The 26,070-nt window shown below is 74.1% G+C and carries 24 protein-coding genes and 1 pseudogene; 11 read left to right on the forward strand and 14 right to left on the reverse strand.

All coding sequences use genetic code 11. From position 1 onward, the window contains the following. Positions 1-9 precede the first annotated feature (9 nt). Positions 10-609, forward strand: coding sequence for a histidine phosphatase family protein (locus E4U92_RS05960; protein ID WP_137299182.1), 600 nt, complete (start codon positions 10-12; stop codon positions 607-609). A 146-nt stretch (positions 610-755) separates the two neighbouring features. Continuing rightward, positions 756-1,400, forward strand: a complete 645-nt coding sequence (locus E4U92_RS05965; RefSeq protein WP_137299183.1) for a hypothetical protein — start codon at positions 756-758, stop codon at positions 1,398-1,400. Between the two features lie 27 nt (positions 1,401-1,427). On the opposite strand, the gene E4U92_RS05970 is transcribed toward E4U92_RS05965, so the two are convergent. Next, on the reverse strand, positions 1,428-1,763 hold the full coding sequence (locus tag E4U92_RS05970) for a hypothetical protein (protein ID WP_137299184.1): 336 nt from the start codon (positions 1,761-1,763) through the stop codon (positions 1,428-1,430). 41 nt (positions 1,764-1,804) lie between these two features. Further along, positions 1,805-2,215 carry a winged helix-turn-helix transcriptional regulator gene (locus tag E4U92_RS05975; RefSeq protein WP_137299185.1) on the reverse strand — a complete coding sequence of 137 codons (411 nt, stop codon included), beginning with the start codon at positions 2,213-2,215 and terminating at the stop codon, positions 1,805-1,807. Positions 2,216-2,325: 110 nt separating this feature from the next. Between E4U92_RS05975 and E4U92_RS05980 the strand changes: the two genes are divergently transcribed. Next, positions 2,326-3,765, forward strand: a complete 1,440-nt coding sequence (locus E4U92_RS05980) for an MFS transporter (RefSeq protein ID WP_137299186.1) — start codon at positions 2,326-2,328, stop codon at positions 3,763-3,765. Positions 3,766-3,795: 30 nt separating this feature from the next. Here E4U92_RS05980 and E4U92_RS05985 read toward each other — a convergent pair whose 3' ends face one another. Beyond that, the gene (locus E4U92_RS05985; protein WP_137299187.1) at positions 3,796-4,647 is read right to left on the reverse strand and encodes an NAD(P)H-binding protein; all 852 of its coding nucleotides are present in this window, start codon (positions 4,645-4,647) and stop codon (positions 3,796-3,798) included. 95 nt (positions 4,648-4,742) lie between these two features. Here E4U92_RS05985 and E4U92_RS05990 point away from each other — a divergent pair, with 95 nt between their 5' ends. Beyond that, the gene (locus E4U92_RS05990) at positions 4,743-5,543 is read left to right on the forward strand and encodes an AraC family transcriptional regulator (protein ID WP_137299188.1); all 801 of its coding nucleotides are present in this window, start codon (positions 4,743-4,745) and stop codon (positions 5,541-5,543) included. A gap of 36 nt (positions 5,544-5,579) precedes the next feature. Here E4U92_RS05990 and E4U92_RS05995 read toward each other — a convergent pair whose 3' ends face one another. The 7 genes from E4U92_RS05995 to E4U92_RS06025 form a co-directional block, all read right to left on the reverse strand. Then, complete coding sequence (locus tag E4U92_RS05995; protein ID WP_137299503.1) at positions 5,580-6,941, reverse strand: nucleobase:cation symporter-2 family protein; 1,362 nt, start codon at positions 6,939-6,941, stop codon at positions 5,580-5,582. Positions 6,942-7,223: 282 nt separating this feature from the next. Further along, complete coding sequence (locus tag E4U92_RS06000; RefSeq protein ID WP_137299189.1) at positions 7,224-8,603, reverse strand: 8-oxoguanine deaminase; 1,380 nt, start codon at positions 8,601-8,603, stop codon at positions 7,224-7,226. Between the two features lie 137 nt (positions 8,604-8,740). Further along, positions 8,741-9,673, reverse strand: coding sequence for a factor-independent urate hydroxylase (gene pucL, locus E4U92_RS06005; protein ID WP_137299190.1), 933 nt, complete (start codon positions 9,671-9,673; stop codon positions 8,741-8,743). Between the two features lie 4 nt (positions 9,674-9,677). Next, positions 9,678-10,082, reverse strand: coding sequence for a hydroxyisourate hydrolase (uraH, locus tag E4U92_RS06010; protein ID WP_137299191.1), 405 nt, complete (start codon positions 10,080-10,082; stop codon positions 9,678-9,680). Between the two features lie 4 nt (positions 10,083-10,086). After that, positions 10,087-10,599: a 2-oxo-4-hydroxy-4-carboxy-5-ureidoimidazoline decarboxylase gene (uraD, locus tag E4U92_RS06015; protein ID WP_137299192.1), complete on the reverse strand. Its 513-nt coding sequence runs from the start codon at positions 10,597-10,599 to the stop codon at positions 10,087-10,089. Positions 10,600-10,756: 157 nt separating this feature from the next. Then, entirely contained in the window at positions 10,757-11,125 is a 369-nt protein-coding gene (locus tag E4U92_RS06020) for a helix-turn-helix domain-containing protein (RefSeq protein WP_137299193.1), read from the reverse strand. Further along, positions 11,122-11,370, reverse strand: coding sequence for a YkoF family thiamine-binding protein (locus tag E4U92_RS06025; protein WP_137299194.1), 249 nt, complete (start codon positions 11,368-11,370; stop codon positions 11,122-11,124). Before E4U92_RS06025 ends, E4U92_RS06020 begins: the two co-directional genes overlap by 4 nt. A 153-nt stretch (positions 11,371-11,523) precedes the next feature. On the opposite strand from E4U92_RS06025, the gene E4U92_RS06030 reads away from it, so the two are divergent. The 3 genes from E4U92_RS06030 to E4U92_RS06040 all read left to right on the forward strand — a co-directional run bounded on the left by E4U92_RS06030 (position 11,524) and on the right by E4U92_RS06040 (position 14,193). Continuing rightward, on the forward strand, positions 11,524-12,363 hold the full coding sequence (locus E4U92_RS06030) for a TIM barrel protein (RefSeq protein WP_137299195.1): 840 nt from the start codon (positions 11,524-11,526) through the stop codon (positions 12,361-12,363). An 84-nt stretch (positions 12,364-12,447) separates the two neighbouring features. Beyond that, positions 12,448-13,362 carry a 2-hydroxy-3-oxopropionate reductase gene (locus tag E4U92_RS06035; protein WP_137299196.1) on the forward strand — a complete coding sequence of 305 codons (915 nt, stop codon included), beginning with the start codon at positions 12,448-12,450 and terminating at the stop codon, positions 13,360-13,362. A 567-nt stretch (positions 13,363-13,929) separates the two neighbouring features. After that, positions 13,930-14,193 (forward strand): hypothetical protein, encoded by a 264-nt coding sequence (locus tag E4U92_RS06040; protein WP_210720167.1) that lies wholly within the window; start codon positions 13,930-13,932, stop codon positions 14,191-14,193. 257 nt (positions 14,194-14,450) lie between these two features. Here E4U92_RS06040 and gcl read toward each other — a convergent pair whose 3' ends face one another. Next, positions 14,451-16,235, reverse strand: a complete 1,785-nt coding sequence (gene gcl / locus E4U92_RS06045; RefSeq protein ID WP_137299197.1) for a glyoxylate carboligase — start codon at positions 16,233-16,235, stop codon at positions 14,451-14,453. A 203-nt stretch (positions 16,236-16,438) separates the two neighbouring features. Here gcl and E4U92_RS06050 point away from each other — a divergent pair, with 203 nt between their 5' ends. Both E4U92_RS06050 and E4U92_RS06055 read left to right on the forward strand, forming a co-directional pair. Continuing rightward, the gene (locus E4U92_RS06050) at positions 16,439-17,149 is read left to right on the forward strand and encodes a hypothetical protein (protein WP_137299198.1); all 711 of its coding nucleotides are present in this window, start codon (positions 16,439-16,441) and stop codon (positions 17,147-17,149) included. 77 nt (positions 17,150-17,226) lie between these two features. Further along, positions 17,227-18,333, forward strand: coding sequence for a winged helix DNA-binding domain-containing protein (locus tag E4U92_RS06055; protein WP_137299199.1), 1,107 nt, complete (start codon positions 17,227-17,229; stop codon positions 18,331-18,333). A gap of 141 nt (positions 18,334-18,474) precedes the next feature. Here the strand turns inward: E4U92_RS06055 and E4U92_RS06060 are convergent. From E4U92_RS06060 to E4U92_RS06070, 3 genes and pseudogenes are all read right to left on the reverse strand, one after another. Beyond that, a pseudogene (locus E4U92_RS06060) lies at positions 18,475-18,615 on the reverse strand (trypsin-like serine protease); the annotation flags it as partial. Positions 18,616-18,768: 153 nt separating this feature from the next. Further along, positions 18,769-21,597 (reverse strand): helix-turn-helix transcriptional regulator, encoded by a 2,829-nt coding sequence (locus tag E4U92_RS06065; RefSeq protein WP_137299200.1) that lies wholly within the window; start codon positions 21,595-21,597, stop codon positions 18,769-18,771. A 140-nt stretch (positions 21,598-21,737) separates the two neighbouring features. Beyond that, complete coding sequence (locus tag E4U92_RS06070; RefSeq protein WP_168725041.1) at positions 21,738-22,577, reverse strand: helix-turn-helix transcriptional regulator; 840 nt, start codon at positions 22,575-22,577, stop codon at positions 21,738-21,740. 209 nt (positions 22,578-22,786) lie between these two features. Here E4U92_RS06070 and E4U92_RS06075 point away from each other — a divergent pair, with 209 nt between their 5' ends. Then, positions 22,787-24,460, forward strand: coding sequence for an AMP-binding protein (locus E4U92_RS06075; RefSeq protein WP_137299201.1), 1,674 nt, complete (start codon positions 22,787-22,789; stop codon positions 24,458-24,460). After that, complete coding sequence (locus E4U92_RS06080; protein WP_190046382.1) at positions 24,457-26,064, forward strand: AMP-binding protein; 1,608 nt, start codon at positions 24,457-24,459, stop codon at positions 26,062-26,064. Before E4U92_RS06075 ends, E4U92_RS06080 begins: the two co-directional genes overlap by 4 nt. Positions 26,065-26,070 lie beyond the last annotated feature (6 nt).

Here is a 26,070-nt window from a genome sequence, read left to right on the forward strand (position 1 = left end):
CCTGGGGCCATGAGTGATCTCTTCCTGGTCCGGCACGGCGAGACCGAGTGGTCGCGGTCCGGACGGCACACCGGGTGGACGGACGTCCCCCTTACCGAGCGCGGGCGGGAGGAGGCGCGGCGGCTGGTGCCGCTCATCCGCTCCCACCGCATCGGCGCCGCGTTCGTCAGCCCCCTGCAGCGGGCGCGCGAGACGGCCGAGCTGATCGGCCTGCACGACGTGCGGATCGACTCGGACCTGCGCGAGTGGGACTACGGCGGCTACGAGGGCGTCACCACCGTCGAGATCCAGCGGGAGCGGCCGGGCTGGTTCCTGTTCGACGACGGGGTCGCCCCCGGCCCGCCGGACCACCCCGGGGAGAGCCCGGAACAGGTCGGGCGCCGTGCCGACCGGGCGCTGGCGAAGGTGGACGCGGCGTTCGCCAACACCGAGGGCTGCGTGGTGGTGGTCGCCCACGGCCACTTCCTGCGCGTGCTGACCGCCCGCCGGCTGGGCCTGCCGCCGTCCTCCGGCGCCCTGTTCCAACTGGCCACGGGCACCCTGTGCCGCCTGAGCACGGAGCACGGGCGCCCGGTGATCGCGGGGTGGAACATCCGGCCGCCGGAGTAGCGTCCCGGACCGGCGGAACGGCGGGCGGGGGCGTGTGCGGCCCCCTCCACAGGCGTACGCCCACCCCGGTTGTCAGACCCGCGCCGTAGCCTTCGGACGAAGAGGTCGCGCCGGGAGGGGCGGGACGGGCCCGGAGGGAGCGTGTCGTGAGCCGTCCGCCGACCGCCGCCCAGCGGCGGATGATCGAGGGCGCCGATCCGGTCACGGGGCGGCTGACCGGGACGCCCGCGCAGCTCGCGGCGCTGGTCGGGCGCGGGCTGGCCTTCCGGCACCCCCGGCCGCCGCACGACCACTTCCTCACCCCGGCCGGCCACCGGATGCGGGAGTCCCTCACCCGGCCGCCCGACCCCGTCGCCCCGGCCCGGCAGTCCGCGCCCGCCGCGGACAGCGGGGTGTTCAGCGCCCGCATCGGGGGCGAGGAGACGACGGACGCCTCGCCCCGCCGGGCCCGTGAGGTGCACAGCGCCTGGCAGGGCCTGCTGGAGCTGCGCCGGATGACCCGGCGCGACGGGGCCACGGACCGGCCCTGCGACTGGGAGCGCGCGCACCTGGTGCAGGCCGCCGCGCTCGCCCTGGAGGCGGCCGGTCACCGCCCGGCCGGCCCGGACGCCACGGACGGCTACCGGGTGCGCGCCACCCCGCAGCCGGAGGCGGTCGCCGTGCACGCTCCCGACGCGGCGGCCCTGCGGGCCTGCGCGGCCACCCTGGAGGCGGCGGGCTGGCAGACCGGCGAACACACCGACCCCCGCACCCGCACCCGCTACCTCCTGGCCTCACCCCGCCGGGCGTGACCGGGTCACGGTGCCGGACGACGACCATCAGTAGTCGGTCAGGTCCACGATCACATCGCAGTGCGGATCGTCGGACGGCCGATGCATCTGCTCGTTCGCCAGGAACGCCGGGGAGACCAGGGCACCGAGCAGGCCGGGCCCCGTACGGGTGATCAGTACATCCGCACCGTAGGTGCGGTCCCGCTCAGGCGAACGGAAGTAGAGCCGCATACGGTCCTCGCCCGTGATGACCGCCCCGATGAACAACGGCTTCCACGACACCTGCGTGGTGACGAAGGAGCTGACGAGATCGAGCAGACGACCCGTGGCCGCCTGCTCGGCGCCGGGTTCAGGAGCATTCACGTCTGGGCCCATGCCGGTCATTCGTTCCCAACCCAGCCATCGGATGATCGGAAAGACCTCCCTCAGACGCCGCCCCCGTCGACCAGGTCCCGTGCGTGCCGTTCGTCGTAGGTCGCGCGGGACTCGGCGACGTAGGTGCGGTTGCGCTCCGCCCAGGCCGTGAGCCGTTGCAGTGTTTCGTGCAACTCGCGGGCGACCGGCGTGAGTTCGTACTCCACCCGGGGCGGGACGGTCGGATGGACCGTGCGGGTGACGAGTCCGTCGCGCTCCAGGTTGCGCAGGGTCAGCGTCAGCATGCGGCGGCTGATGCCCTCGATGCCGCGCTCCAGTTCGGTGAAGCGGATCGGGCCGTGCGCCGCCGCGACCAGGATCTGCACGCTCCACTTGCCCGCGACCCTGTCAAGAACCTCACGGACGGGACAGGCGTGCGCGTTCACGACCTGCGGGGTAACACCCGTGTTCCTCCGGGACATCCGACTGCCTCCTTACACCGCCTCCCATGGTCACCGACGATGGGTCCCGTTACAAGTCGTGCACCAAGGGCACGAACGGTTCCCGTCGAGCATGCGGAGGCCCGCAGGCCATGTCCACCACCGCCGGTCCCCCGACCGTCCTCTCCCCGTCCCCCACCCGGTCCCGCTGGGCGTCCCTGGCCGTCCTGTGCGCGGGCACCCTGATGACCATCCTGGACGGCAGCATCGTCACCGTGGCGATGCCGGCCGTCCAGAGCGACCTGGGGTTCAGCGGCGCCGGGCTCGCCTGGGTCGTCAACGCCTACCTCATCCCCTTCGGCGGGCTGCTCCTGCTGGCCGGCCGGCTCGGGGACCTGGTGGGCCGCAAGCGGATGTTCGCCGCGGGCCTCGCGGTGTTCACCGCCGCGTCCGTGCTGTGCGGGCTGGCCACCGGCCGGGGTCTGCTCGTCGCGGCGCGCGCACTGCAGGGCGTCGGCGGGGCGATGACCTCCGCGGTGGTGCTCGGGATGCTGGTCGCGCTGTTCCCCGAGCCGCGTGAACGGGCGCGCGCCATCGCGGTGTTCAGCGCGGTCGGCGCGGCGGGCGGCGCGCTCGGCACGTTCCTCGGCGGGGCGCTCACCCACCTGGCGGGCTGGCACTGGATCTTCCTCATCAACCTGCCGATCGGCGTGGCCGCCCTGACCGCGGCGGTCCGGGTGCTCGCCCCGGACCCCGGGGAGGGCCTCGGCCGGAACGCCGACTATCCCGGCGCCGCCCTGATCACCGGCGCGCTGATGCTCACCGTGTACGTCATCGTCGGCTCGGCCGGGCGGGCAGCGGGCACGACGGCCCTGCTGGGAGTGCTCGCGGCGGCGTTGTTCGCGGCGTTCACCCTGCGCCAGGCCCGCGCACCGCGCCCGCTGCTGCGCCTGCGGCTGTTCGGCTCCCGGCTGGTCAGCGGCGCGAACGCCGTCCAGGTCCTGATGGTCGCCACCATGTACGGCTTCCAGTTCATCGGTGCCCTGTACCTGCAACGCGTCCTCGGCTACGACGAGTTGACCACCGGGCTGGCGTTCCTGCCGGCGCCGCTGGTGATCGGGGCGCTGATGCTGGGCCTGTCGGCGCGGACCGTCGGCCGGTTCGGGGCGTACCGGGTGCTGCTGGGCGGCCTGATCCTCATCACGGCCGGCATGGCCCTGCTGGGCCGGGCCCCGGCAGACGGCCGCTACGCCACCGACGTCCTGCCGCCCCTGCTCCTGCTGGCCGTCGGGTTCGCCGCCGCGATGCCCGCGCTGACCGGCCTCGCGATGGCGGGCGCCCGGGAGGAGGACGCCGGCCTCGCCTCCGGCCTGTTCAACACCACGCAGGTGGTGGGCGGTTCCCTGGGCCTGGCGGTGCTGTCCACCCTGGCCGCCGGCCGCACGGACGCCCTCCTGGACGACGGGGCCGCGCTGGTCCCCGCCACCGCCGAGGGCTACCGGCTCGCCTTCCGGGTCGCCTCCTTCGTCGCCCTGGGCGCGCTGGCCCTGGCGGCGGCGGTGCTGCGGGGACGGGCGGCCGAGCACGCCTGAGCCCCCGCTCACCCCACCCGCGCCCCGGCCTCACGCCCCGTCGAACGCCGCCCGGTGATCCCGCGCCCACGCGCGATAGGTGCGTGCCGGGCGGCCCAGCACGGCCGGCACGTCCTCGGTGACGACGGCGTTGCGGCCCGCGCGGACGTAGGCCATGCCGGCCAGCACGTCCTCGGCCGCCCGCTCGGCCAGCCCCCAGGCGGCCAGGTGGGCCCGGGTCTCCTCCGGGGAGAGGTCCCGCGCGGTGACCGGGCGGCCGAGCACGTCGGCGAGGACCGCCGCCTGCCCGGGGACGCTGATCGCCTCCGGGCCGGTCAGCGTGTACGTCCGCCCGCTGTGCCCGGCGTCGAGCAGGGCCCGCGCGGCCACCTCGGCCACGTCGCGCGGGTCGATCACGCCCTGTCGCCCGTCGCCCGACATGTTGGGCACCGGTTCGCCCGCGCCGATCGCCCCCGCCCAGCCCAGGGTGTTGGAGGCGAAGGAGGACGGCCGCAGCACGGTCCACTCGGCCCCGCTCCCGCGCACCGCCCGCTCGCCGGGCACGTGCCAGCCGCCGAACGAGCCCAGGTCCGGGTCGCCCGTGCCGATGGCGGACAGCTTGACCAGGCGGCCGACGCCCGCCGCGCGGGCCGCGGACACCAGCGCCTCGTCGTGCCGCGTGTCCGGCCCCGGCACGCCCACCAGGAAGGCGGCCGCGACCCCGTCCATGGCCGCCCGCAGCGAGGCCGCGTCGCGGTAGTCGCCGGGCACCACGTCGGCCCCGGGCGGTACCCGGCCCGCCGCGGGGTCCCGGGTGAGGGCGCGCACCTTCTCGCCGCGCGTGGTGAGGAGTCGTACCAGTTCACTGCCGATGGAGCCCGTGGCACCGGTCACGAGGATCATGCCCTCACCGTGCGCGGCCCGGGCGGTGCGCCGCTAGGAAATTCCGGCACGGCTGCGCGGCCCGTGCGGGGCGGGGGCGCGCGTACGGTGGGGACATGACCTCCGCCGTCGCCGAGCGTGTCCAGCCCCTGCCCGAGGAACTGCGGGACTACGTCACCCGGTTCGCGGTGTCGGCGACGGACGGCGCTCCCGGCGAGCCGTACACCTACGTCCCGGAGCCGGCGGTGCAGCTCGTGGTGCGCGTCGCGGCCGGCGGCCGGCCCGGGGCCCTGGTGATCGGCCCGCGCACCCGGGCGGCGTACCACGCGAGCGAACGCCCGGCGTCCTGTGCGCGGTTCGCGCTGGCGCCGGGCGCGGCGCGGCCGCTGCTCGGGGTGGCGGCCGCCGACCTGGCCGGGCGTACGGTGGCGCTGGCCGAGCTGCCCGGCCGTGTGGCCCGCCGGCTGGTGCACGGTGGGCGCGACCTGGCGCCCGAGGAGTGGGCGGACCACCTGGTCCGGGTGCTGCCCGAGGGCCCGTCCCGCGCCGAGGCGGAGCGGGCCGGGCTGTTGCGGGCCGGGGTCGCCGCGCTGTCCGTCCGGCCGGGCCTGCCCCCGGCCCGGGTGGCCGACGTGGCGCGCGAACTGGCGGTGAGCGAACGGCAGTTGCGCAACCTGTTCGCCGACGGCGTGGGTGTCTCGCCGAAGCACTTCGCCCGCATCGACCGGGTGCGCCACGTCCTCGCGTACGGGCCGACCTCGCCCTGGGGGGAGCTGGCCGCGGCCAGCGGCTACTACGACCAGTCGCACATGACGGCCGACTTCCGCACTCTGATGGGCGTGCCGCCCCGCTCGTACTTCACGGGCCGGCTGCCCTCGACCACCCCCTGCCGGGCCGCCCGCGCCGCTCTCGGGTGAGAGGCGCGGGCGGCCCCGGAGGTCGAGGAGCGAGCCTCAGGGCGTGGCCGGGGCGTGCGGCGCCGCGGTTCCCGTGGCCGCACCGGTGAGTTCCGTCCCCGCCTCCATCGGGTGCGTGACGTCCGCGGCGTCGGTGTCCCGGCCCAGGTGGTTGAAGACCAGGTTGAGCAGGACGGCCGCCACGCAGCCGGTCGAGATGCCCGAGTCGAGGACGATCCGCGCGGTCTCCGGGAAGGCGTGGTAGAACTCCGGCGCGGTGATCGGCACGATGCCCACGGCCAGGGAGACCGCGACGATCAGGACGTTGTTGTCCTTGTCGAGGCCGGCCCGGACCAGGGTCTGGATGCCGCTCGCGGCGACCGAGCCGAACAGGACCACTCCGGCGCCGCCGAGCACCGGCCGGGGCACGACCGCGATCAGCGACGCGGCCATCGGACACAGGCCCATCAGCACCAGGAACCCGCCGCCGGTGGCGACGACGTACCGGCTGCGGATGCGCGTCATCGCGACCAGGCCGATGTTCTGGGCGAACGCGCTGCACATGAAGCCGTTGAACAGCGGGCTCAGCGCCGAGCCGAGGGTGTCGGCGCGCAGGCCGGCGGCGATGGTCCGCTCGTCGGCCGGGCGTTCGACGATCTCGCCCAACGCCAGCATGTCGGCGGTGGACTCGGTCATCGAGACGACCATGACGACGCACATCGACAGGATCGCCGCGAGGTGGAACTGCGGGGTGCCGAAGTGGAACGGCGTCGGGAAACCGACCACGGCCGCGTCCGTGACGGGCCCGAAGTCGGTGGCCCCGAACGGGATCGCGACCAGCGTGCCGGCGATCAGGCCGAGCAGGACGGCGATCTGCTTGACGAAGCCCCGGGTGAAGCGGCGCAGCAGCAGCACGATCAGCAGGGTTCCGCCGGCCAGGCCCAGATGGGTGCCCGAACCGTAGTCGTCCGCCGCCGGGTCGGGTCCCTGGGCCCAGTTGAAGGCCACCGGCAGCAGGGAGACGCCGATCAGGGTGATGACCGTGCCGGTGACGACGGGCGGGAAGAAGCGGACCGCCTTGCAGAAGACGGGCGCCGCGAGGAAGCCGAGGAGTCCGGCGACGATCACCGCGCCGAAGATGACGGGCAGCGCGTCGGACTTGTCGTGCGTGGAGGCGACGACCGCCGTCATGGGGGCGACGCCCGCGAAGGTGACGCCGTTGACGAACGGCAGCCGGGCGCCGATCTTCCAGACGCCCAGGGTCTGCAGGAACGTGGCGAGGCCCGCGGTGAACAGGCAGGCGCCGGTGAGGAAGGTCAGGTCGGTGGCGGACAGGCCGATGGCCGCGCCGACGATCAGGGGTGGGGCGACGACGCCCGCGTACATGGCGGCCACGTGCTGCAGGCCCGTGGTGGCCATCTTGAGCGGGGGGAGCTTCTCGTCGACGGGATGGGGTGCGGCCACTGCTGCTCCTCCGGTCGGTTACACGGCGTGCGGAGCCACGCCGTGGGTGTCAGGGAGGTGGTGCGGGTGTGGTCGTGCGGGACCGGGGCGGGCCGGACAGGGGCCCGCGGGAGGGGGCGACGGTGACCGTTCCGGGGCGCACGCGTGCGCACGCCCCGGAGCCGGTCGCCATGGGCCCCGCTGGGGTCCACGGCCGCCGGCCGGGAGCCGTCCCTCCCGGCCGGAGTTCTGGGCAGGTCAGTTCTGGGCGGAGATCCGCGCCAGGCGCCGGGCCTGCTCACGTGTCGAGTGGGCGACGGCGTCCTCGTCGACGATCAACAGCCGTCCGTTCTCGACGATCTGACGGCCGTTCACGAAGGACGCGGTGACCGGGGCCGCCGCGCCGAGGACGAGCGCGGCGACCGGGTCGGCGATGGAGGCGTGGGCGAGGGTGTCCATCCGCCACAGCACCAGGTCGGCCAGCTTGCCCGGCTCCAGGGAGCCGATCGCGTCCGCGCGGCCGAGGACCTGCGCGCCGCCGTAGGTGCCCAGGCGCAGCGCCTGCCGGGCGGTCAGCGCGGCCTCGCGGTGGGCGCCGAGGCGGTTGATCAGCAGCGCGTTGCGCAGTTCGGTGTGCAGTTCGCCGGACTCGTTGGACGCGGTGCCGTCGACGCCGAGGCCGACCGGGACGCCGGCCGCGAGCATGTCCGGCACCCGGGCGATGCCCGCGGCGAGCCGGGCGTTGGACGAGGGGCAGTGGGCGACACCGGTGCGGGTGCGGGCGAAGGCGTCGATGTCGGAGTCGTTCATGTGGACGCAGTGCGCCATCCACACGTCCTCGCCGAGCCAGCCGGTGGACTCGAAGTAGTCGGTCGGGCCCATCCCGAACAGCTCGTGGCAGAACTTCTCCTCCTCCACCGTCTCCGAGCCGTGGGTGTGCAGCCGGACCCCGAGGCGGCGGGCCAGCTCGGCGCCCTGGCGCAGCAGTTCGGTGGAGACGGAGAAGGGCGAGCAGGGCGCGACGGCGACCTGGGTCATCGCCTCGAAGGAGGGGTCGTGGTGCCGGCGGACGGTCTCCTCGGTGGCGGCGAGCGCGCCGTCGAGGGTCTCGACGGCGAAGTCCGGCGGCAGGCCGCCGTCCTTGACGCTCCGGTCCATGGAGCCGCGGGCGAGGGTGAACCGTACGCCCATGTCGCGGGCGGCGCCGATGATCGCGCCGGACAGGTCGCCGGAGCCGTGCGGGAAGACGTAGTGGTGGTCCATGGCGGTGGTGACCCCGCCGCGGGCCATCATCGCCAGGGAGCCCTGGGCGGCGGCGCGGACCATCGGCTCGTCGATGCGCGCCCACGTCGGGTACAGCGCGACCAGCCAGTCGAAGAGGTTGTGGTCCGTGGCCAGACCCCGGGTGATCCACTGGTAGAAGTGGTGGTGGGTGTTGACCAGGCCGGGGGTGACCAGGTGCCCGGTGGCGTCGATCCGCCGTACGACGTCCTGGAGGCCCTCGGGGGCCGGGCCCGCGCCGAGCGACTCGATGCGGTCGCCGGCGAGGACGACGTGACCGCTCGCGTACTCGGTGTCGTGGGCGTCGACGGTGGCGATCGCGCAGTTCTCTATGACGGTGCGCTGGGCTGCTGCCATGGTGCGTCCTTCTCGCTCACTGGACTGTAGGGCTAGGGCACGGCAGGACCCTGGGGAGTTTTGAGTGCCGTGGCCGGGAAGCGCGGGCTGCCCGGCCACGGGTGCCGAGGGACCGGGGTCGGTCGCGGGGGGGGCGCTCAGAGGTTGGTGAGGTCCGCCGGGATGAGCTGCGGGCGGCCCTCGCGCAGGACGGTCGCTTCGATCAGCCCGTAGGGGCGGTCGGCGGCGAAGTAGACCTCGTTGTCGTTCTTGAGCCCGAAGGGTTCCAGGTCGACGAGGAAGTGGTGCTTGTTCGGCAGGGAGAAGCGCACTTCGTCGATCTCGTCGCGGTGCTCCACGATGCGGGCGCCCATCTCGTACAGCGTCTGCTGCAGCGAGAGGGAGTAGGTCTCGGCGAACGCCTCCAGCAGGTGCCGGCGGGTCTCGACGTAGGAGGTCTCCCAGTCGGGGGCCTGCTCGGCGTCGTCGGTCCAGTTGAACCGCCAGCGGGCGGACACCTGGGTGGCGAGGATGCGGTCGTGGGCCTCGGGCAGGGTCGTGTACTTGTCCTTGACGAAGCCGTGGAACTCGGAGTCGGTCGAGTTCATCACGACCAGGTCCTTCAGCCCGGAGACGACCTCCCACGACGTGCCGTCGTAGGTGATCTGCGCCAGCCGGGTCTCCTGGTTGGCGCGGACGAAGGAGTGGGCGCCGCGGCCGTGGTGCTCGATCCGCTCCCAGGAGTACTCCTCGACGCGGATGCGGGCCCGGTGGATGGGCTCCTGGCTGGTGACGAAGTGCCGGGCGAGGTGGATGCCGAACTGCTCGGCGGAGGCGATGCCGTGCTCCTTGGCGAACGCGTACACCGTGTTCTTGGTGGTGTCGGTCGGCAGCACGTGCGCGTTGGAACCGGAGTAGTGGACGTCGTCCATGTCGCCGCTGAGCGCCACCGAGACGTTGAGGTCCTTGATGTGGTGGGTGTCGCCGTCGCGCGTGATCCTGACGACCCGGTTCTCGGCCTTGCCGTACTGGTTCTGGCCGAGGAGCACGGGGCGGCCGCCGGGGCGGGACGGGCTGGGCTGAACGGTCATGTAGCTAGCTCCCTCGGTAAACGGAGTAGCCGAACGGGTTGAGCAGCAGCGGTACGTGGTAGTGCTCGCCCGGTACGACGGCGAACGTGATCGCCACCTCCGGGAAGAACACGCCGGCACCGCTGTCCCGAGTCGCGGGGGCGTCCTGCTGCGCATCGGCTTGCTGGGGCTGGACTGTGGCGAAGTAGGGCTCCACCGCGAAGTGGAGCCGTACGTGGGTGGTGCCCTCCGGCAGGGCCGGCAGGTCCTTGCACCGGCCGTCGGCGTCGGTCGCCGAACCGCCGAGCTCCCGCCAGTCGGCGTCGCGGCCGGCGCGGGCCTCGAACCGGACCCCGACGCCCGCGGCGGGGCGGCCGATCGAGGTGTCCAGGATGTGCGTGGACACGGAGGCGGTGGTGCTGGTGCTCATGGTGTCAGGCGTCCTCTTCGACGAGTCGGGCCAGGCGGATGCGGTTGATCTTCCCCAGCTCGGTGCGGACGATCTCCCGCTCCTTCTCCGGCGCGTTGCCGATCCGCTCCTCGACCGCGGCGCGCATCTGCTCGGCGCTCAGGCCGGTGGCGCAGATGAGGAAGACGTGGCCGAACCGGTCCTGGTAGGCCAGGTTCAGTTCCAGCATCCGCGCCTTGAGGTCCTCGGAGGCGCCGGCCATGCCGCGCTGTTCGCGGGCGGAGGTCGGGTCGCCGGGCCGGGGGCGTCCGATGGGCGGGTGCCCGGCCATCGCCTCGTCGAGGTCGTCGGCGGTCAGCTCGGCCAGGGCGGCGTCGCTCGCGGCGTAGAGGTCCTCGGGGGTGGCGCAGGGGCGGGCGGCGAGCAGCCGGTCCACCCAGGCCGTGCTGGCGCAGGTCTCGTGGAGTGCGGCGCGGGCCGCGGCCTCGGGGAGACCGTTGAAGCGGGCGAGGCCCGGGGGCGTGGAAGGGGAAGTCACGGGAGCCTCCGTGGCCGTCTCGGCCTGGTCGGAACGGGCTGCGGCTAGCTAACGCCCCTCGTGTGACGACGTCAACACTTTGTTGAAAATTCGCCGTGACAACACCCGCCGCCCACGGCACCCCCACGTGACGGCGCCGGACCCGGACTCCCGTCCGTCAGCCGCCCTTCTCGCGGTTCAGGTAGTTGTAGACGGTGAAGCGGCTCACGCCGAGGGCGCTCGCCACGGTCTCCACGCCGTGGCGCACCGAGAAGGCGCCGCGGGCCTCGAGTATGCGCACCACCTCCTGCTTGGCCTTGCGGTCCAGGTCGGCCAGCGGCTTGCCGCGCTTGCGCTCCATGGCGGCGAGGATGTGGTCGAGGGAGTCGGCGAGCTGGGGCAGGCGCACGGCGACCGCCTCGGACCCCTGCCAGGAGAGCACCACGTCGTCGGGGCCGGCCTCGTCCGGCGGGAGCATCTCCCCGCCCATGGCGTCGACCAGCGGCTTCACGGCCGTGATGAAGGGTTCGTCGGCGGCGCCGCTCACCGCTCCTCCCCGAGGACGTTGACCTGGAGGGAGATCCGCGTGGCGCCGGCCTCCAGCGTCCTGCGCAGCACGGCGTCCAGGGCCGTCAGGACGGCGTCGGCACCCCCCTCGGCGGTGTTGCCGAACGGCCCCACGTCCACCGCGTCCAGCCCGGCCGCCTCGATGACCTCGCGCGCCACCAGGGCGTGCGCGGGCGCCTCGTCCAGGTCGAAGGGCTCGGTCGTGAACTCCACTCGCAATCGCACGCGCTCAACCTAACCCGCGGCGACGGCATCCGCCGAGGCCTCTTGACAACCCGGGGACACCGACGGCAGTCTTCCAATAAGCAGAAAGAAACTTCCGCAATACGGAAACTGAGTACATCGAGAATATCGACACGGAAGGGAGCGCGGCATCCGATGGGATTCGCAGACCAGCGCTTCAACGTCAACCTGTCGATCCTCTTCACGGAACTCCCGCTCCTGGAGCGCCCCGCGGCCGCCGCGGCGGCCGGCTTCACCGCGGTCGAGCTGTGGTGGCCCTGGATCGACACCCCCACCCCCGAGCGCTCCGAGCTCGACGCCCTGAGGCGGGCGATCGAGGACGCCGGCGTCCGGCTCACGGGGCTGAACTTCTACGCCGGTGAGCTGCCCGGCCCGGACCGCGGCGCCCTGTCGGTGCCGGGCGAGGAGTCCGAGCGGTTCCGCGCCAACATCGACGTGGCCGCCGACTTCGCGCGGTCCCTGGGCTGCACGGCGCTCAACGCCCTGTACGGCAACCGCGTCGACGGCGTCGACCCGGCCGAGCAGGACGCCCTCGCGCTGGAGAACCTCGTGCGCGCGGCCCGGGCCGCCGACCGGATCGGCGCGGTCCTGCTGATCGAGGCGCTCAACGCCCCCGAGTCCCCGCGCTACCCACTGGTGTCGGCGCCGGCCGCGGTCGCGGTCGTCGACCGGGTCAACGAGGCGACGGGGCTGGGCAACGCCCGCTTCCTGATGGACCTGTACCACCTGGCCATGAACGGCGAGGACCTGCCGTCGGTGATCGAGCGGTACACCGCGAAGACCGGCCATGTGCAGATCGCCGACAGCCCGGGGCGCGGCGCGCCGGGCACGGGGTCGCTGCCGCTGGAGGACCTCCTCGACCGGCTGACGAAGGCGGGCTACGAGGGCTGGGTCGGCCTGGAGTACAAGCCGGGCGACCGTCCGAGCGCCGAGGCGTTCGACTGGCTGCCGGCGGACCGGCGCCCCGCGCGCTAGCGGCACCCGCGCCCCGAGCCCCTGGCAGCCCTTCGGCCGCCCGCACCCCCGCCCCCTCCCGCAGCACACCAGAGAGGCACCCTCATGAGCACGCCCACCGACTCCTCCCGCCGGGAGCTCCCGAAGATCGCCTGGATCGGCCTCGGCATCATGGGCTCCCCCATGGCCGAGAATCTGATCAAGGCCGGGTACGACGTCACCGGCTTCACGCTGGAGCAGGACAAGCTGGACCGGCTGGCCGCCGCCGGGGGCCGGGCCGCCGGCTCCGTCGCCGAGGCGGTGCGGGACGCCGACGTCGTCATCACGATGGTCCCCGCGTCCCCACAGGTCGAGGCCATCGCCTACGGTCCCGACGGCATCCTGGAGAACGCCCGCTCCGGCGCCCTGCTGATCGACATGTCCTCGATCACCCCGCAGACCTCGGTCGACCTCGCCGCCCGGGCCCGCGACAAGGGCATCCGGGTGCTGGACGCCCCGGTGTCCGGCGGTGAGGCCGGCGCGATCGAGGCCGTGCTGTCCATCATGGTCGGCGGCGAGCGGGCCGACTTCGAGGAGGCCGAGCCGCTCTTCGAGGCCCTCGGCAAGACCATCGTGCTGTGCGGTCCGCACGGCTCCGGGCAGACCGTGAAGGCCGCCAACCAGCTCATCGTCGCCGTCAACATCCAGGCGTGCGCCGAGGCCGTGGTCTTCCTGGAGAAGTCGGGCGTGGACCTGCGGGCCGCGCTGGACGTGCTCAACGGCGGTCTGGCGGGCTCGACCGTGCTGACCCGCAAGAGGGACAACTTCCTGCGGCGCGACTTCAAGCCGGGCTTCCGCATCGACCTGCACCACAAGGACATGGGCATCGTCACCGACGCCGCCCGCTCCGTCGGCGCGGCCCTGCCGGTGGGCGCGGTGGTCGCCCAGCTGGTCGCCTCCCTGCGCGCCCAGGGCGACGGCGGCCTGGACCACTCGGCCCTGCTGCGGGCCGTGGAGCGCCTGTCGGGCGCCCAGGTCTGAACCCCCTGAACTCCGGGCGGTGCCGGTGCCGACATCTGTCGTGTCGCGCCCAGGCGCCGGCACCGCCCGGGACACCCGCGTCGGCCCACCGCCGACGTAGGGCGTGAGAACGACCAGGCCCCTCCCACGCCGCCGCTCCCGCGGCCTGCGCGTGGGGAGCCGGTCCGCGCCGCGCGCGCCGACCGGCCACGAGGCCGCGTCCGGGACCCGGCGGGGAGGCCGGGACCCGGGCGCGAACGACCCGCGGCCGGGCGATCCGGATGAGGGGTGATCGCCCGGCACGGCGGGCAGGGCGCGGACCGCGGCGGTGCGCGAGCCAGTGCGGTGGTGAAGGACCGGCGGCTCTCCTCTCGACCAGAGGGAGGGGACCGGCGCGTCCGTCGCGGCCGCCGCGGTCCCGCCCCTTCTCCCCACCCCCCTTGTCCTCCTCCCCCTCCGTCCTCCTCCCCCACCGAGCCCCGTCCGGCGGCGCGAACGTCCTGTCGCGCCCAGCCTCGCGCCGTCGGACGGTCACCACGTTCCACCTCCCGGAGTGCGCGCGGGCCCCGCCCGCCGCACTCTGTAGGCATGTCCGAAGGCATCCCGCACCGCACGGAGCACCCGCACGTCGTGGTGCACCCCCCGGCCCTGGACGGCTCGCGGCGGGTCACCGCGGACGGCGAGACCCTGGGGACCGCCGGCCACGAGGACGACGTCGCCGAGATCCTGCGTCTGGCCGACCTCTACGTCACCGACGTGGCGCACGACGACCTCGTCGAATGGCAGGGCGGCGGCCCCGACGACTGGCCGGGCCTGTCCGCGCCCCACGAGCGGCACGGCACCGGGCCGTGAGACACCGTCTACGGCAAGGGCCGTAGCCGCTCCTACGCCAACCTCAAATCAACCTCTGAACCCCGGGGAACGCGCTTCAACCGGCCGTCCCCCGGGGCATTTTGCTGTCATGCGGGGCCCGCCGACACGGGGGAGGCGGGCTCCGCGCCCGCCGTCCGGGCGGGCACCGCCGCCCGGCCCGGCACACGTCCGCCCCGGGGACGCTTCGTCCCCGGGGCGGTGCTGTGGGCTCCTCGTGCGGTGGGCCGCTCGCCGGCTCAGGACTTCAGGGGCCTGATCGACGTCGGGGCGTGGGACGGCTCCGTGGCCAGTTCCTCGAACTCGACGACGTTGCCGATGTCGTTGGTGGTGGACATCGCGATGTTGGTGACCCGCTCCAGGATCGCCTCGACCACGACCGGGACCCGGAACTCGGCGGCGAGCTTCTTGGCCTGCTCGAAGGCGGCGCCCAGCTCCCCGGGGTCGGTCACCCGGATCGCCTTGCAGCCGAGGCCCTCGGCGACCTTCACGTGGTCGACGCCGTAGACGCCCAGCTCGGGCGAGTTGACGTTCTCGAACTCCAGGTTGACCTGGAAGTCGATGTCGAAGGCCCGCTGCGCCTGGCGGATCAGGCCGAGGTAGGAGTTGTTGACCAGCACGTGGACGTACGGGATGCGGTGCTGCGCGCCGACCGCCAGCTCCTCGATCATGAACTGGAAGTCGTAGTCGCCCGACAGGGCCACGACCTGCGCCTCCGGGTCGGCCACCGCGACGCCCAGCGCCGCCGGGATCGTCCAGCCGAGCGGGCCCGCCTGACCGCAGTTGATCCAGTGCCGGGGCCGGTAGACGTGCAGCATCTGGGCGCCCGCGATCTGCGAGAGCCCGATGGTGGAGACGTAGCGCGTCTCGGGTCCGAACGCCTTGTTCATCTCCTCGTAGACGCGCTGCGGCTTGATCGGCACGTCGTCGAAGTGCGTACGGCGCTGGAGCGTGGCCCGGCGCTCCTGTGCGGCGGCCGCCCAGTCGGCGCGGTCGGGCAGCCGGCCCGCGTCCCGCGCCTCCCGGGCCGCCTCCACGAACAGCTCCAGGGCGGCCCCGGCGTCGGAGGCGATGCCGTAGTCGGCGGCGAAGATCCGGCCGATCTGGGTCGGTTCGACGTCGACGTGGACGAACGTGCGGCCGGCCGTGTAGACGTCCAGCTTGCCGGTGTGCCGGTTGGCCCAGCGGTTGCCGATGCCGAGGACGAAGTCCGACTCCAGGAACGTCGCGTTGCCGTAGCGGTGCGAGGTCTGCAGGCCGACCATGCCGGCGTTCAGCTCGTGGTCGTCGGGCAGCACCCCCCAGCCCATCAGGGTCGGGACCACCGGGACGCCCGTCAACTCGGCGAACTCCACGAGCAGTTCGCTCGCGTCAGCCGTGATGACCCCGCCGCCGGCCACGATCAGCGGGCGCTCGGCGGCGTTCAGCATGGCGAGCGCCTTGTCGATCTGGGCGCGGGTCGCGGCCGGCTTGTAGACCGGCAGCGGCTCGTACGTCTCCGGGTCGAACTCGATCTCCGTCTGCTGGACGTCGACCGGCAGGTCGATCAGGACGGGGCCGGGGCGACCGGAGCGCATCAGGTGGAACGCCTTCTGGAACACGCCGGGGACCTGTGCGGCCTCCAGCACGGTCACCGCCATCTTGGTGACGGGCCGCGCGATCGAGGCGATGTCGACGGCCTGGAAGTCCTCCTTGTGGATCACCGCGGTCGGGGCCTGGCCGGTGATGCACAGGATCGGGATCGAGTCACCGATGGCGGAGTACAGGCCGGTGATCATGTCGGTGCCGGCCGGTCCCGAGGTCCCGATGCACACGCCGATGTTGCCCGGCCGGGTGCGGGTGTAGCCCTCGGCCATGTGCGAGGCGCCCTCGACATGGCGGGCGAGTGTGTGGGTGATGCCCCCGGACGCCTTGAGCGCCGCGTAGAAGGGGTTGATCGCCGCGCCCGGGACGCCGAACGCGGCCGTGACGCCCTCCCGCTTGAGGATCTCAACTGCCGCGCGGGCAGCGGTCATTCGAGCCATCGCGTACTCCTGCTTCGACTGTCGGCTGCCGGATGAGCTCTTCCGTCGCGCCCTACGGTTCAGCACTTCCGTATAGCGGAAACTAACTTCTACTATCTGGAAGCAATGTAGGGGGGCCGGTCAAGGGCGTCAAGAGTCGGACAGGACGGCGCCCGGTGGAGCACGATGGGACCGCTGTCCGCCGCGACGCCCTGGAGTGGGCCATGTCCGAGAGCGTGCCGGTGCGTTGCCCGGCCTGCCGATGCGAGCGCCTGTACGCCGTGCCGGCCTGGCCCTGCGCGTGCGGGACCACCGTCACCCTGGTCCTGGACGGCGCGGCGCCCCCGGCCGTCGTGGTCCACCGCGCCTGGGCCGAGGAGTGGATCACCCTGCGCTGCCCGCGCTGCGCCCGCCCCGCCCAGTGGCCCCGCCCGGAGCTGGGCTGCCCGTGCGGCACGGTCCTGCGCCTGCCGGTGACCGAAGCGGCACCCGTGGACGCGGACAGCGGCAGCCCGGACACCGCGCCGACGGCCCGGCCCGCGCTCCCCCGGGCCGGCCGCCCCCCGCACCCCCCGACCATCCGCACCGCCCGCGACGCCGTCACCGCCACCGTGCTCTACCTGCGCTCGCTCGGCTTCCGGGACATCCGGCGGGCCGACCAGCGGCCGACCGCCGGGATCGGGCTCGCGGCCCCCGGCCTGCTCGCGCAGGTGGACCCGAGCGCGCGGCCGGCCTCGCTGCGGGACGTGGAGTGCCTGTGGCTGACGGCCATGACGGAGTCGGCCCGCTGCGTCTACCTCTCCCTCGCCGGGTACGCCGACGACGCCCGCGCCGGCGCCGACCGCCTCGGCGTCCCCCTCTTCGTGCTCGACCTGACCGGCACCCCCCGGCCGGTCAACCCCGCCGCCGGCACCCTCGACACCGACGGCGCCTGAGCCGTCGGGACCGGACCCACCGGACGCGTCCGCCTCGCGGACGGAACCTGTCCGCAACGCTCGCTAGCGTGCCGTCCATGACGAAGACGACGTCCGCACCGGTCCCCGTGCTCGGCACCCGCGCCCTCAACCGGGCCACCCTGGAGCGGCAACTGCTGCTGCGCCGCTCCCCGCTGTCCGCGTCGGCCGCCGTGCACCACCTCGTCGGGCTCCAGGCGCAGAACGTCCGGCCGCCGTACTACGCCCTGGCCGCCCGGCTCGACGGCTTCGCCCCGGAGGCGCTCTCGCGGCTGATGGCCGACCGCGAGGTCGTCCGCATCGTCACCCTGCGCTCGACCATCCACACCCACACCGCCGACGACTGCCTCACCCTGCGCCCGCTGGTGCAGCCCGCCCGCGACCGCGAGCTGGCCTCCTTCCGCACGGGGCTGGCCGGTGTCGACCTCGACCGCCTCGCCGCGCTCACCCGCGAACTGGTGGAGAGCGAGCCGCGCACCATGGCGCAGTTGCGCGCGGCCCTGAGCGCCGAGTGGCCGGACGCCGACCCGCAGTCCCTCGCCGTCGCGGCCCGCTGCCGGCTCCCGCTCGTCCAGGTCACCCCGCGCGGGCTGTGGGGCCGCAGCGGCCAGGTCGCCCTGACCACGGCCGAGCACTGGCTGGGCCGCCCGGCCGGCCCGGCCCCGCAGCCGGACGCCGTCGTCCTGCGCTACCTGGCCGCGTTCGGTCCCGCCTCGGTGAAGGACATGCAGACCTGGGCCGGACTGACCCGGCTGCGGGAGGTGTTCGAACGGCTGCGGCCCGGCCTCGTCACCTTCCGCGCCGAGGACGGCACCGAGCTGTTCGACCTCCCCGACGCCCCGCGCCCCGACCCGGACACCCCGGCCCCGCCGCGCTTCCTGCCCGAGTTCGACAACCTGCTGCTGTCCCACGCCGACCGCACCCGGGTCGTCCCGCCGGCGCACCGGGGCCGGCACTGGCAGGGCAACCAGGCGTACCGCACGCTGCTCGTCGACGGCTTCCTGGCGGGCGTGTGGAAGCTGGACGGGCAGACCATGGTCGTCGAGCCCTTCGACGCGCTCACGCGGCAGGCGCGCGCGGAGGTCGTGACGGAGGCCGAGCGGATGCTGGCGGCGCTCCACCCGGGGGTGTCGTACGACGTCCGGTTCGGGACGGTCAGGACCTGAAAGGGCCGCCCGGGGGCGAAGACGGGGCCGCACGTGGAGAGGGGGCGCTGCGGGCCGCTCGTGGAGGCCCGCAGCGCCCCCTGGTTCGTCACCTGAGGCGTGCTCAGGAGTCGTGCGTCCCGATGGCGCGGGCCGGAGGGCGCCACGGGAAGTGATCCCTGCCAGGACGCCCCCGAGGAACAGGGGACCGCCGCTGTCGCCCTGGCAGGAGACTGGGCCGCCGGAAGTGGATCGGCGTGTGCTGTGGTCGTCGGTGCGTCGCGCGGGTGGTGCGGAGCGTGTGCACGGGGACCGCGGGACCGGCTCCCGTGTGCCCGGGCGAGCGGCACATCACACAACCTAGGGCCGGCCCGGCGGCACCCCAATGAGGGAACCCCCTAAGGGACTTGGGGCAGGGAAAACCCTCGGTCGGACCCGCCGGCCGGCCTCCGCCCGTTACGTGGCGTGCCGGCCCGCCGCCAGGCGGACGATGTCGACGCGGGAGCGGATGCCGAGCTTGCGGTAGACGCGGGTCAGGGTCGCCTCGACCGTCTTCACGCTGATGAACAGGCGGGCGGCGATCTCCCGGTTGGTGGCGCCCTCCATCACCAGCGCCGCCACCTGCCGCTCCATCGCCGCCAGCCCGTCCAGCGCGTCCGAGGCGGGCGCGGACGCGGCGACGGCGGCCGGCACCGGGGGCTGCGGTGCGGCGTCCGCCGACGCGGCCCGCTCCACCTGCCGCAGCCACGGCAGCGCGCGGCAGCGCCGGAACAGCCGGGCCGCCTCGTCGTACGGCGCCGTACCGGACCCGGGAACGGAGCGCAGCCGGGCCAGCGCGAACGCGGCCCGTGCCTCCTCCAGGCCGTAGCCCAGCTTGGCCAGCCGGTCCTGGACGGACGTGAGGCGGTCGACGGCGTCCTCTCTCTCGCCGCGCGCCGCCCGCACCAGCGCCTCGGCGCGGTCAAGCACCGCGAGCACGCTCTCCCGGCCGAGCCGCAGCGCGTGCGCCCGGGTGATGTCGATGAGGTCCTGCGCCTCGCCGATCTCGCCGGTGCGCACCAGCGCCTCGGCGAGGTCGCCCTGCCAGCGGCCGCGCGCGGGGTCGTTGATGCCGAGGCCGTGCTCCAGCTCGCGCACCCGGCGCAGCGAGCCCACGGCGCCCGCCGCGTCGCCGGCGACGAGCTGGGCGTAGCCGAGGGCGGCCAGGGCGCGCGAGAGATACATCTGGTCGCCGTCCTCCTCGGCCCGCGCCGCGGCCTCGCGGGCCAGGACCAGGGCCCGGTCGACGTCGCCGCCGGACGCCTCGGCGAGCGAGGCGAGCATGGCGGAGGCGCCCAGTCCGATGCCGGAGTCGCGGGCCAGGCGCAGGCTCTCGCGGGCCAGGTCCAGGGCGCGTCCGCAGTGCCCGGAGCGCAGCTCGGTGTCGGCGAGGAAGCGCTGGAAGTGGACCTCGCTCTCGACCATGCCCCGCCGGCGCACCTCGCGCAGCAGCGCGGTGATGGTCGTCCGGGCCTCGGGGAGCTGGTCGCTCATCAGCAGCCAGCGGAAGCGGGCGGCGCCGGCGCCGTTGTGGTGGCAGGCGACGTAGGGGTCCTGGGGTTCGCGCAGGGCCTTCTTGATGGTGGCCGGGGCGTCCGGGTGGCCCATCAGGGTCTCGGTCGACGCCTGGAAGGACAGCGCCATCAGCTCCGTGCGCCGGTCGCCGCCGCGGGCGGCCAGCTCCGCCGCGTGCGCGGCCTCCTGGCGGGCCTCGGCGAAGTCGCCCTCGACGACCAGTCCGCGCCACGCGAGCTGGTAGTGGACCAGCGCGAGCAGCCGGGGGTCGTCGCCGGCGTCGGCGAGCACCTGCGGGAAGACCGCGTCGACGTCGCCGAGGGACTGCCCCGCGGACTCGATGACCACCATCCAGGCCCGCACCCGCGCCGGGCCCGCGGTGGCGCGGCCCAGCACGTCGTGCGCGATGTCCCGGGCGAGGTCGGTCTCGCCGGCGGTGATGGCGTCCTCGGCGGCCAGCAGGCGCCGCTCGTCGGGGCCGGGGGTGCCCTCGGCGGGGGTGTGCCGGGCGGCGAGCAGACCGAGCGCGGCGGCGACGGAGGGCGCGCCGCGCTCCCGGGCCAGGGCCGCGGCGCCGGCCAGGCGGGCGGCGACGTCCGGGTCGGTGCCGGTGGTGGCGAGGGCGAGGTGGCGGGCCCGCTCGATGGGGTCGGAGGCCGCGGTGGACAGCGCGGCGTGCGCGGCCCGCCGTTCCCGCGCGGGCGCCTCGGCGTACAGGGCGGCGGAGATCAGCGGGTGCGCGAACCGTACGGCCGGGCCCTCGGGCTCGGTGGCGAGCAGGCCCAGGGCGGCGGCCTGGGTGGTCTCGGCCTCGGCGTTCTCGCGGCCGGCCGCGCGCAGCAGGCCCAGGGTGGGGCGGGCGCCGGCGCTGGCGACGAGCAGGGTGCGGCGGGCGTCGGCGGAGAGCATGTCGAGACGGCTGAGCACCAGGGCGCGCAGCGAGGTCGGCACCGGCAGCGGCTCGCCGGGGCGGGGCGGGGTGGGGTTCTCGCCGAGGGCGCGGCCGAGCTCCAGGGCGAACAGCGGGTTGCCGCCGCTGGTGCGGTGGATCTCGCGGACGGTGGAGCGGGGCAGGTCGGTGTAGCCGCGGTGGTCGAGCAGGGCGGAGATCTGGGCGCGGGAGAGCGGGTCGAGGCGGACGGCCAGGGTGTCCGGCGGAGAGGCGCGCAGGTGGCGGTCGTACTCCTGGCCCTCGGTGCGCACCGCGCACAGGAGCTGGACGGGGGTGTCGCCGAGGCGGCGGGCGGCGAAGCCGAGGAGTTCGGCGCTGGCGGCGTCCAGCCACTGCAGGTCGTCGGCGACGACCAGGACGGGGCCGTCGGCGGCGAGGGCGCGCAGCGCGGAGAGCACGGCGAGACGCAGGGCGAGCCCGTCGTTCTGCAGAGTCGATTCGCCTCGTCCGGTCAGCGCCGACTCCAGCGCGGTGCGCTGGGCCGTGGGGAGCTTGCCGGCCACCTCCTCCAGGACGAGGCCGAGCAGGTCCGCCAGCGCCAGGAAGGGCAGGTGGGATTCGGACTCGGTCGCCGAGCAGCGCAACACGCGGGCGCTCTCGCCGTAATCCGCGGCCAAAGCGCGCAGGACGGTGGACTTTCCTATTCCGGCCGGGCCGTGGAGCAGCACGCTGCCGCCGCGGGCCAGTTGGTCACGGGCCGCGGTCACCAGTTCGTCCCGGCCGATGACCAGGTCGGAGCGGCATCGGGCAGACTCCTGGAAGTCCCGTCGCACGGTCACCGCTCCCCTCCGTGTGTCGTGTTCGAGCCAAATTCTAGGCAACGTCTCATTGAATTTCGGAGGCACGGTGTGGTGAGGGATATAACAGGCGGCCGCGGGGAGTAATTCGGTCACCTGCCACCGGTCACGGGTCCGGGGAATCAGGGCAGCAGTCCCGCCCGCCGTGCCGCGGCCACCGCCTCCCCCCGGGTGTGGGCGCCCAGCTTGCGCATGGCCGAGCGCAAATAGCCCTTGACGGTCTCCGGGCGCAGCCCCAGCCGGGCGGCGGCCACCGCGTTGGTCGCGCCGGACGCCACGCAGGACAGCACGTCCAGCTCGCGCGGCGCGAGCGTCACGCCGTCGTCCGGGACACCGGTGGTCAGCAGGCCGCACGCGGCGAGCAGCTCCTCGCGCAGCGCGGGGTCGGGGATGCGCGGCGCCAGCGCGCGCAGGGCCGCGTGCGCCTCGCGGACCTGCTCCCAGCCGGGCACCGGACCGGGCGCCCCGGCCGGCGGGTCCGGCGGGCGGGCCGCCGCCAGCAGGTCGTGCGCCTGCTCCTGGACCACCAGCGCCTGCTCCAGGTCGCGCGCCGCGTCCACCGCCGCGCCCAGCGTGCGGTCGCCCAGCGGCTGGGCGGTGCGCAGGGCGCCGTACAGCACGCCGCGCACCCGGCGCCGTACGACGACGGGGACCGCGACCACGGAGCGCAATCCCTCCTCGGCGACCGCCGCGTCGTACTCGTGGCTGATCTGCCGGGACAGGGAGTAGTCCGTCACCGCGCACGGCCGGGACAGCGCCAGGGTCTTGCCGCCCAGGCCGTTGCCCGAGGTCACCGCGAGGCCGCGCAGCGCGAACGTGGCCGCGCCGCTCAGTTCGCTCAGCCGCACGCGCCGCTGTCCGGGCTCCACCAGCCCGCCGAAGGCGACCGGCAGTCCCGTGGCGCGCCGCAGCCGCGCCAGCGCGCCGCGCATCAACACCGTTCCGGACGCGTCTGCTGCCACCTGTTCCGCCCTCTCTCCGCGGCCGGGCCGTGTCGTTGCGCCGCGCACCCCCCCCGTTCGGGGGTAGTGAGACCTGCATCACGGATTACACGATGGCAGCGCCGTCCGGCAATGGTCCGGCACCGCGGGAGTGCGTCGGCGGGCACCGGGACCGGCCGGGCACCGGCGGGCGTCCCGGACACGGGCGGCCACCTGAACGAGGAGGACGGATGACGACGGCGACGGAGAGTTTCCGCAGGGCACGGGACTTCCTGCTGGAACACCGCGCGGACTGGGCCACGGCCTACGAGGGGTTCACCTGGCCCCGGCCCGAGCGGTTCAACTGGGCCCTGGACTGGTTCGACGTCGTGGCGGCCGGCAACGACCGCACCGCCCTGCACATCGTGGAGGAGGACGGCTCCGAGGTCCGGGTGTCCTTCGCGGAGATGGCCGAGCGCTCGGACCGGGCCGCGAACTGGCTGCGCGACCGGGGCGTGGGCGCCGAGGACCGCATCCTGGTGATGCTCGGCAACCAGGTCGAGCTGTGGGAGACCGCGCTCGCGGCGATGAAGCTGCGGGCCGTCGTCATCCCGGCCACCCCGCTGCTGGGCCCCGCCGACCTGCGTGACCGGGTCGAGCGCGGCCGGGTCGCGCACGTGATCGTGCGGGCCGAGGACACCGGCAAGTTCGACGAGGTGCCGGGCACGTACACCCGCATCAGCGTCGGCGGCCTGCCCCGGGAGGGCTGGGAGCCGTACGAGGACGTCTACGCGGCGCCGGCCGAGTTCCTGCCGGACGGGCCGACCCTGGCCGACGACCCGCTGATGCTGTACTTCACCTCGGGCACCACCGCCCGCCCCAAGCTGGTCGAGCACACCCACACCTCGTACCCGATCGGCCACCTGGCCACGATGTACTGGATCGGGCTGCGCCCCGGCGACGTGCACCTGAACATCTCCTCACCCGGCTGGGCCAAGCACGCCTGGTCCAACCTGTTCGCGCCGTGGAACGCCGAGGCGACCGTCTTCATCCACAACTACACCCGCTTCGACGCGGCCCGGCTGATGGCCGAGATGGACCGGGCCGGCGTGACGACGTTCTGCGCGCCGCCGACTGTGTGGCGCATGCTCATCCAGGCCGACCTGACCCAGCTCCGCACCAAGCCGCGCGAGGTGGTGGCGGCCGGTGAGCCGCTCAACCCGGAGGTCATCGAGCAGGTGCGGCAGGCCTGGGGCGTGACCGTCCGGGACGGGTTCGGGCAGACGGAGACGGCCGTGCAGGTCGCGAACCCGCCCGGCCAGCCGCTGAAGACCGGCTCCATGGGCCGCCCCAGCCCCGGCTACCGGGTGGAACTCCTCGACCCGGTCTCCGGCGCGCCCGGCGCCGACGAGGGCGAGATCGCGCTGGACCTGTCCGAGCGCCCGGTCGGCCTGATGGCCGGCTACCACGGCGACGCCGACCGCACGGCGGAGGTGATGGCCGGCGGCTACTACCGCACCGGCGACATCGGCTCCCGGGACGAGGACGGCTACATCACCTACGTCGGGCGCGCCGACGACGTCTTCAAGGCCTCCGACTACAAGATCAGCCCGTTCGAGCTGGAGAGCGCGCTGCTGGAGCACGAGGCGGTCGCCGAGGCGGCGGTGGTGCCCGCGCCGGACCCGGTGCGGCTCGCCGTGCCGAAGGCGTACGTGGTGCTCGCCGAGGGCTGGGAGCCGGGCCCGGACACCGCGAAGGTGCTGTTCGAGCACTCCCGCCAGGTGCTGGCGCCCTACAAGCGCGTCCGGCGGCTGGAGTTCGCCCCGCTGCCCAAGACGGTGTCCGGCAAGATCCGCCGGATCGAGCTGCGCGAGGCCACGGCCGCCGGGTCGGACGGCGAGTACCGCGAGGAGGACTTCCGGTGAGCGCCCCCACCACCCCGTCGCCCCTGTCGTACGCCCACGGCACGAGCGACACCCTCCTGCTAGGCGACACCATCGGGGCCAACCTGGACCGGGCCGTCGCCACCTGGCCGGACCGCGAGGCGCTGGTCGACGTGCCCTCGGGGCGGCGCTGGACGTACGCGGAGTTCGGGGCCGCGGTCGAGGAGCTGGCGCGGGCGCTGCGCGTGACCGGCGTCGCCAAGGGCGACCGGGTGGGCATCTGGGCCGTCAACTGCCCCGAGTGGGTGCTCGTCCAGTACGCCACCGCCCGCATCGGCGCGATCATGGTGAACATCAACCCGGCCTACCGCACCCACGAGGTGGAGTACGTCCTCAACCAGTCCGGTGTGCGCCTGCTGTTCTCCTCGCTCAGCCACAAGAGCAGCGACTACCGGGCGATGGTCGACCAGGTGCGCGGCAGGTGCCCCGCGCTGCGCGAGGTGGTGTACATCGGCGACCCGAGCTGGCAGGCGCTGCTCGGCCGGGCGCGGCCGGACGTGACGTACGACGAGCTGTCGTGCGACGACCCCATCAACATCCAGTACACCTCGGGCACCACCGGCTTCCCCAAGGGCGCCACCCTCTCCCACCACAACATCCTCAACAACGGTTTCTTCGTCGGGGAGCTGATCTCCTACACCGAGCAGGACCGGGTGTGCGTGCCGGTGCCCTTCTACCACTGCTTCGGCATGGTCATGGGGAACCTGGCGGCCACCTCGCACGGCGCGTGCCTGGTCATCCCGGCGCCGTCCTTCGACCCCGGGGCGACCCTGGAGGCCGTCCAGCGGGAACGCTGCACCTCGCTGTACGGGGTGCCGACCATGTTCATCGCCGAGCTGAACCTGCCGGACTTCGCGTCGTACGACCTGTCGTCCCTGCGCACCGGCATCATGGCGGGCTCGCCCTGCCCGGTGGAGGTGATGAAGCGGGTGATGGCGGAGATGCACATGGAGGAGGTCTCCATCTGCTACGGCATGACCGAGACCTCGCCGGTGTCGCTGCAGACCCGCGTCGACGACGGCCTGGAGCACCGCACGGCCACCGTCGGCCGGGTGCTGCCGCACCTGGAGGTCAAGGTCGTCGACCCGGTCACCGGCGTCACCCGGCCGCGCGGCACGGCGGGCGAGCTGTGCACCCGCGGCTACAGCGTGATGCTCGGCTACTGGCAGGAGCCGGAGAAGACCGCCGAGGCCGTCGACGCGGCCCGCTGGATGCACACCGGCGACCTCGCGGTGATGCGCCCGGACGGGTACGTCGAGATCGTCGGCCGCATCAAGGACATGATCATCCGGGGTGGCGAGAACGTCTACCCGCGCGAGATCGAGGAGTTCCTCTACGGCCACCCCCAGGTCAGGGACGTGCAGGTGGTGGGCGTGCCGCACGCCACGTACGGCGAGGAGGTGCTGGCCTGCGTGATCCCGCGCGACCCGGCCGACCCACCGACCCTGGAGGAGGTGCGCGCGTTCTGCGCGGGACGGCTCGCCCACTACAAGGTCCCCAGCAGGCTGCAGGTGCTGGACGCGTTCCCGATGACGGTCTCGGGGAAGGTGCGCAAGGTGGAACTGCGGGAGACGTACGGCGCGTAGGGGCGC

The organism is Streptomyces galbus (genome assembly GCF_005280195.1).
GTDB lineage: Bacteria > Actinomycetota > Actinomycetes > Streptomycetales > Streptomycetaceae > Streptomyces > Streptomyces galbus.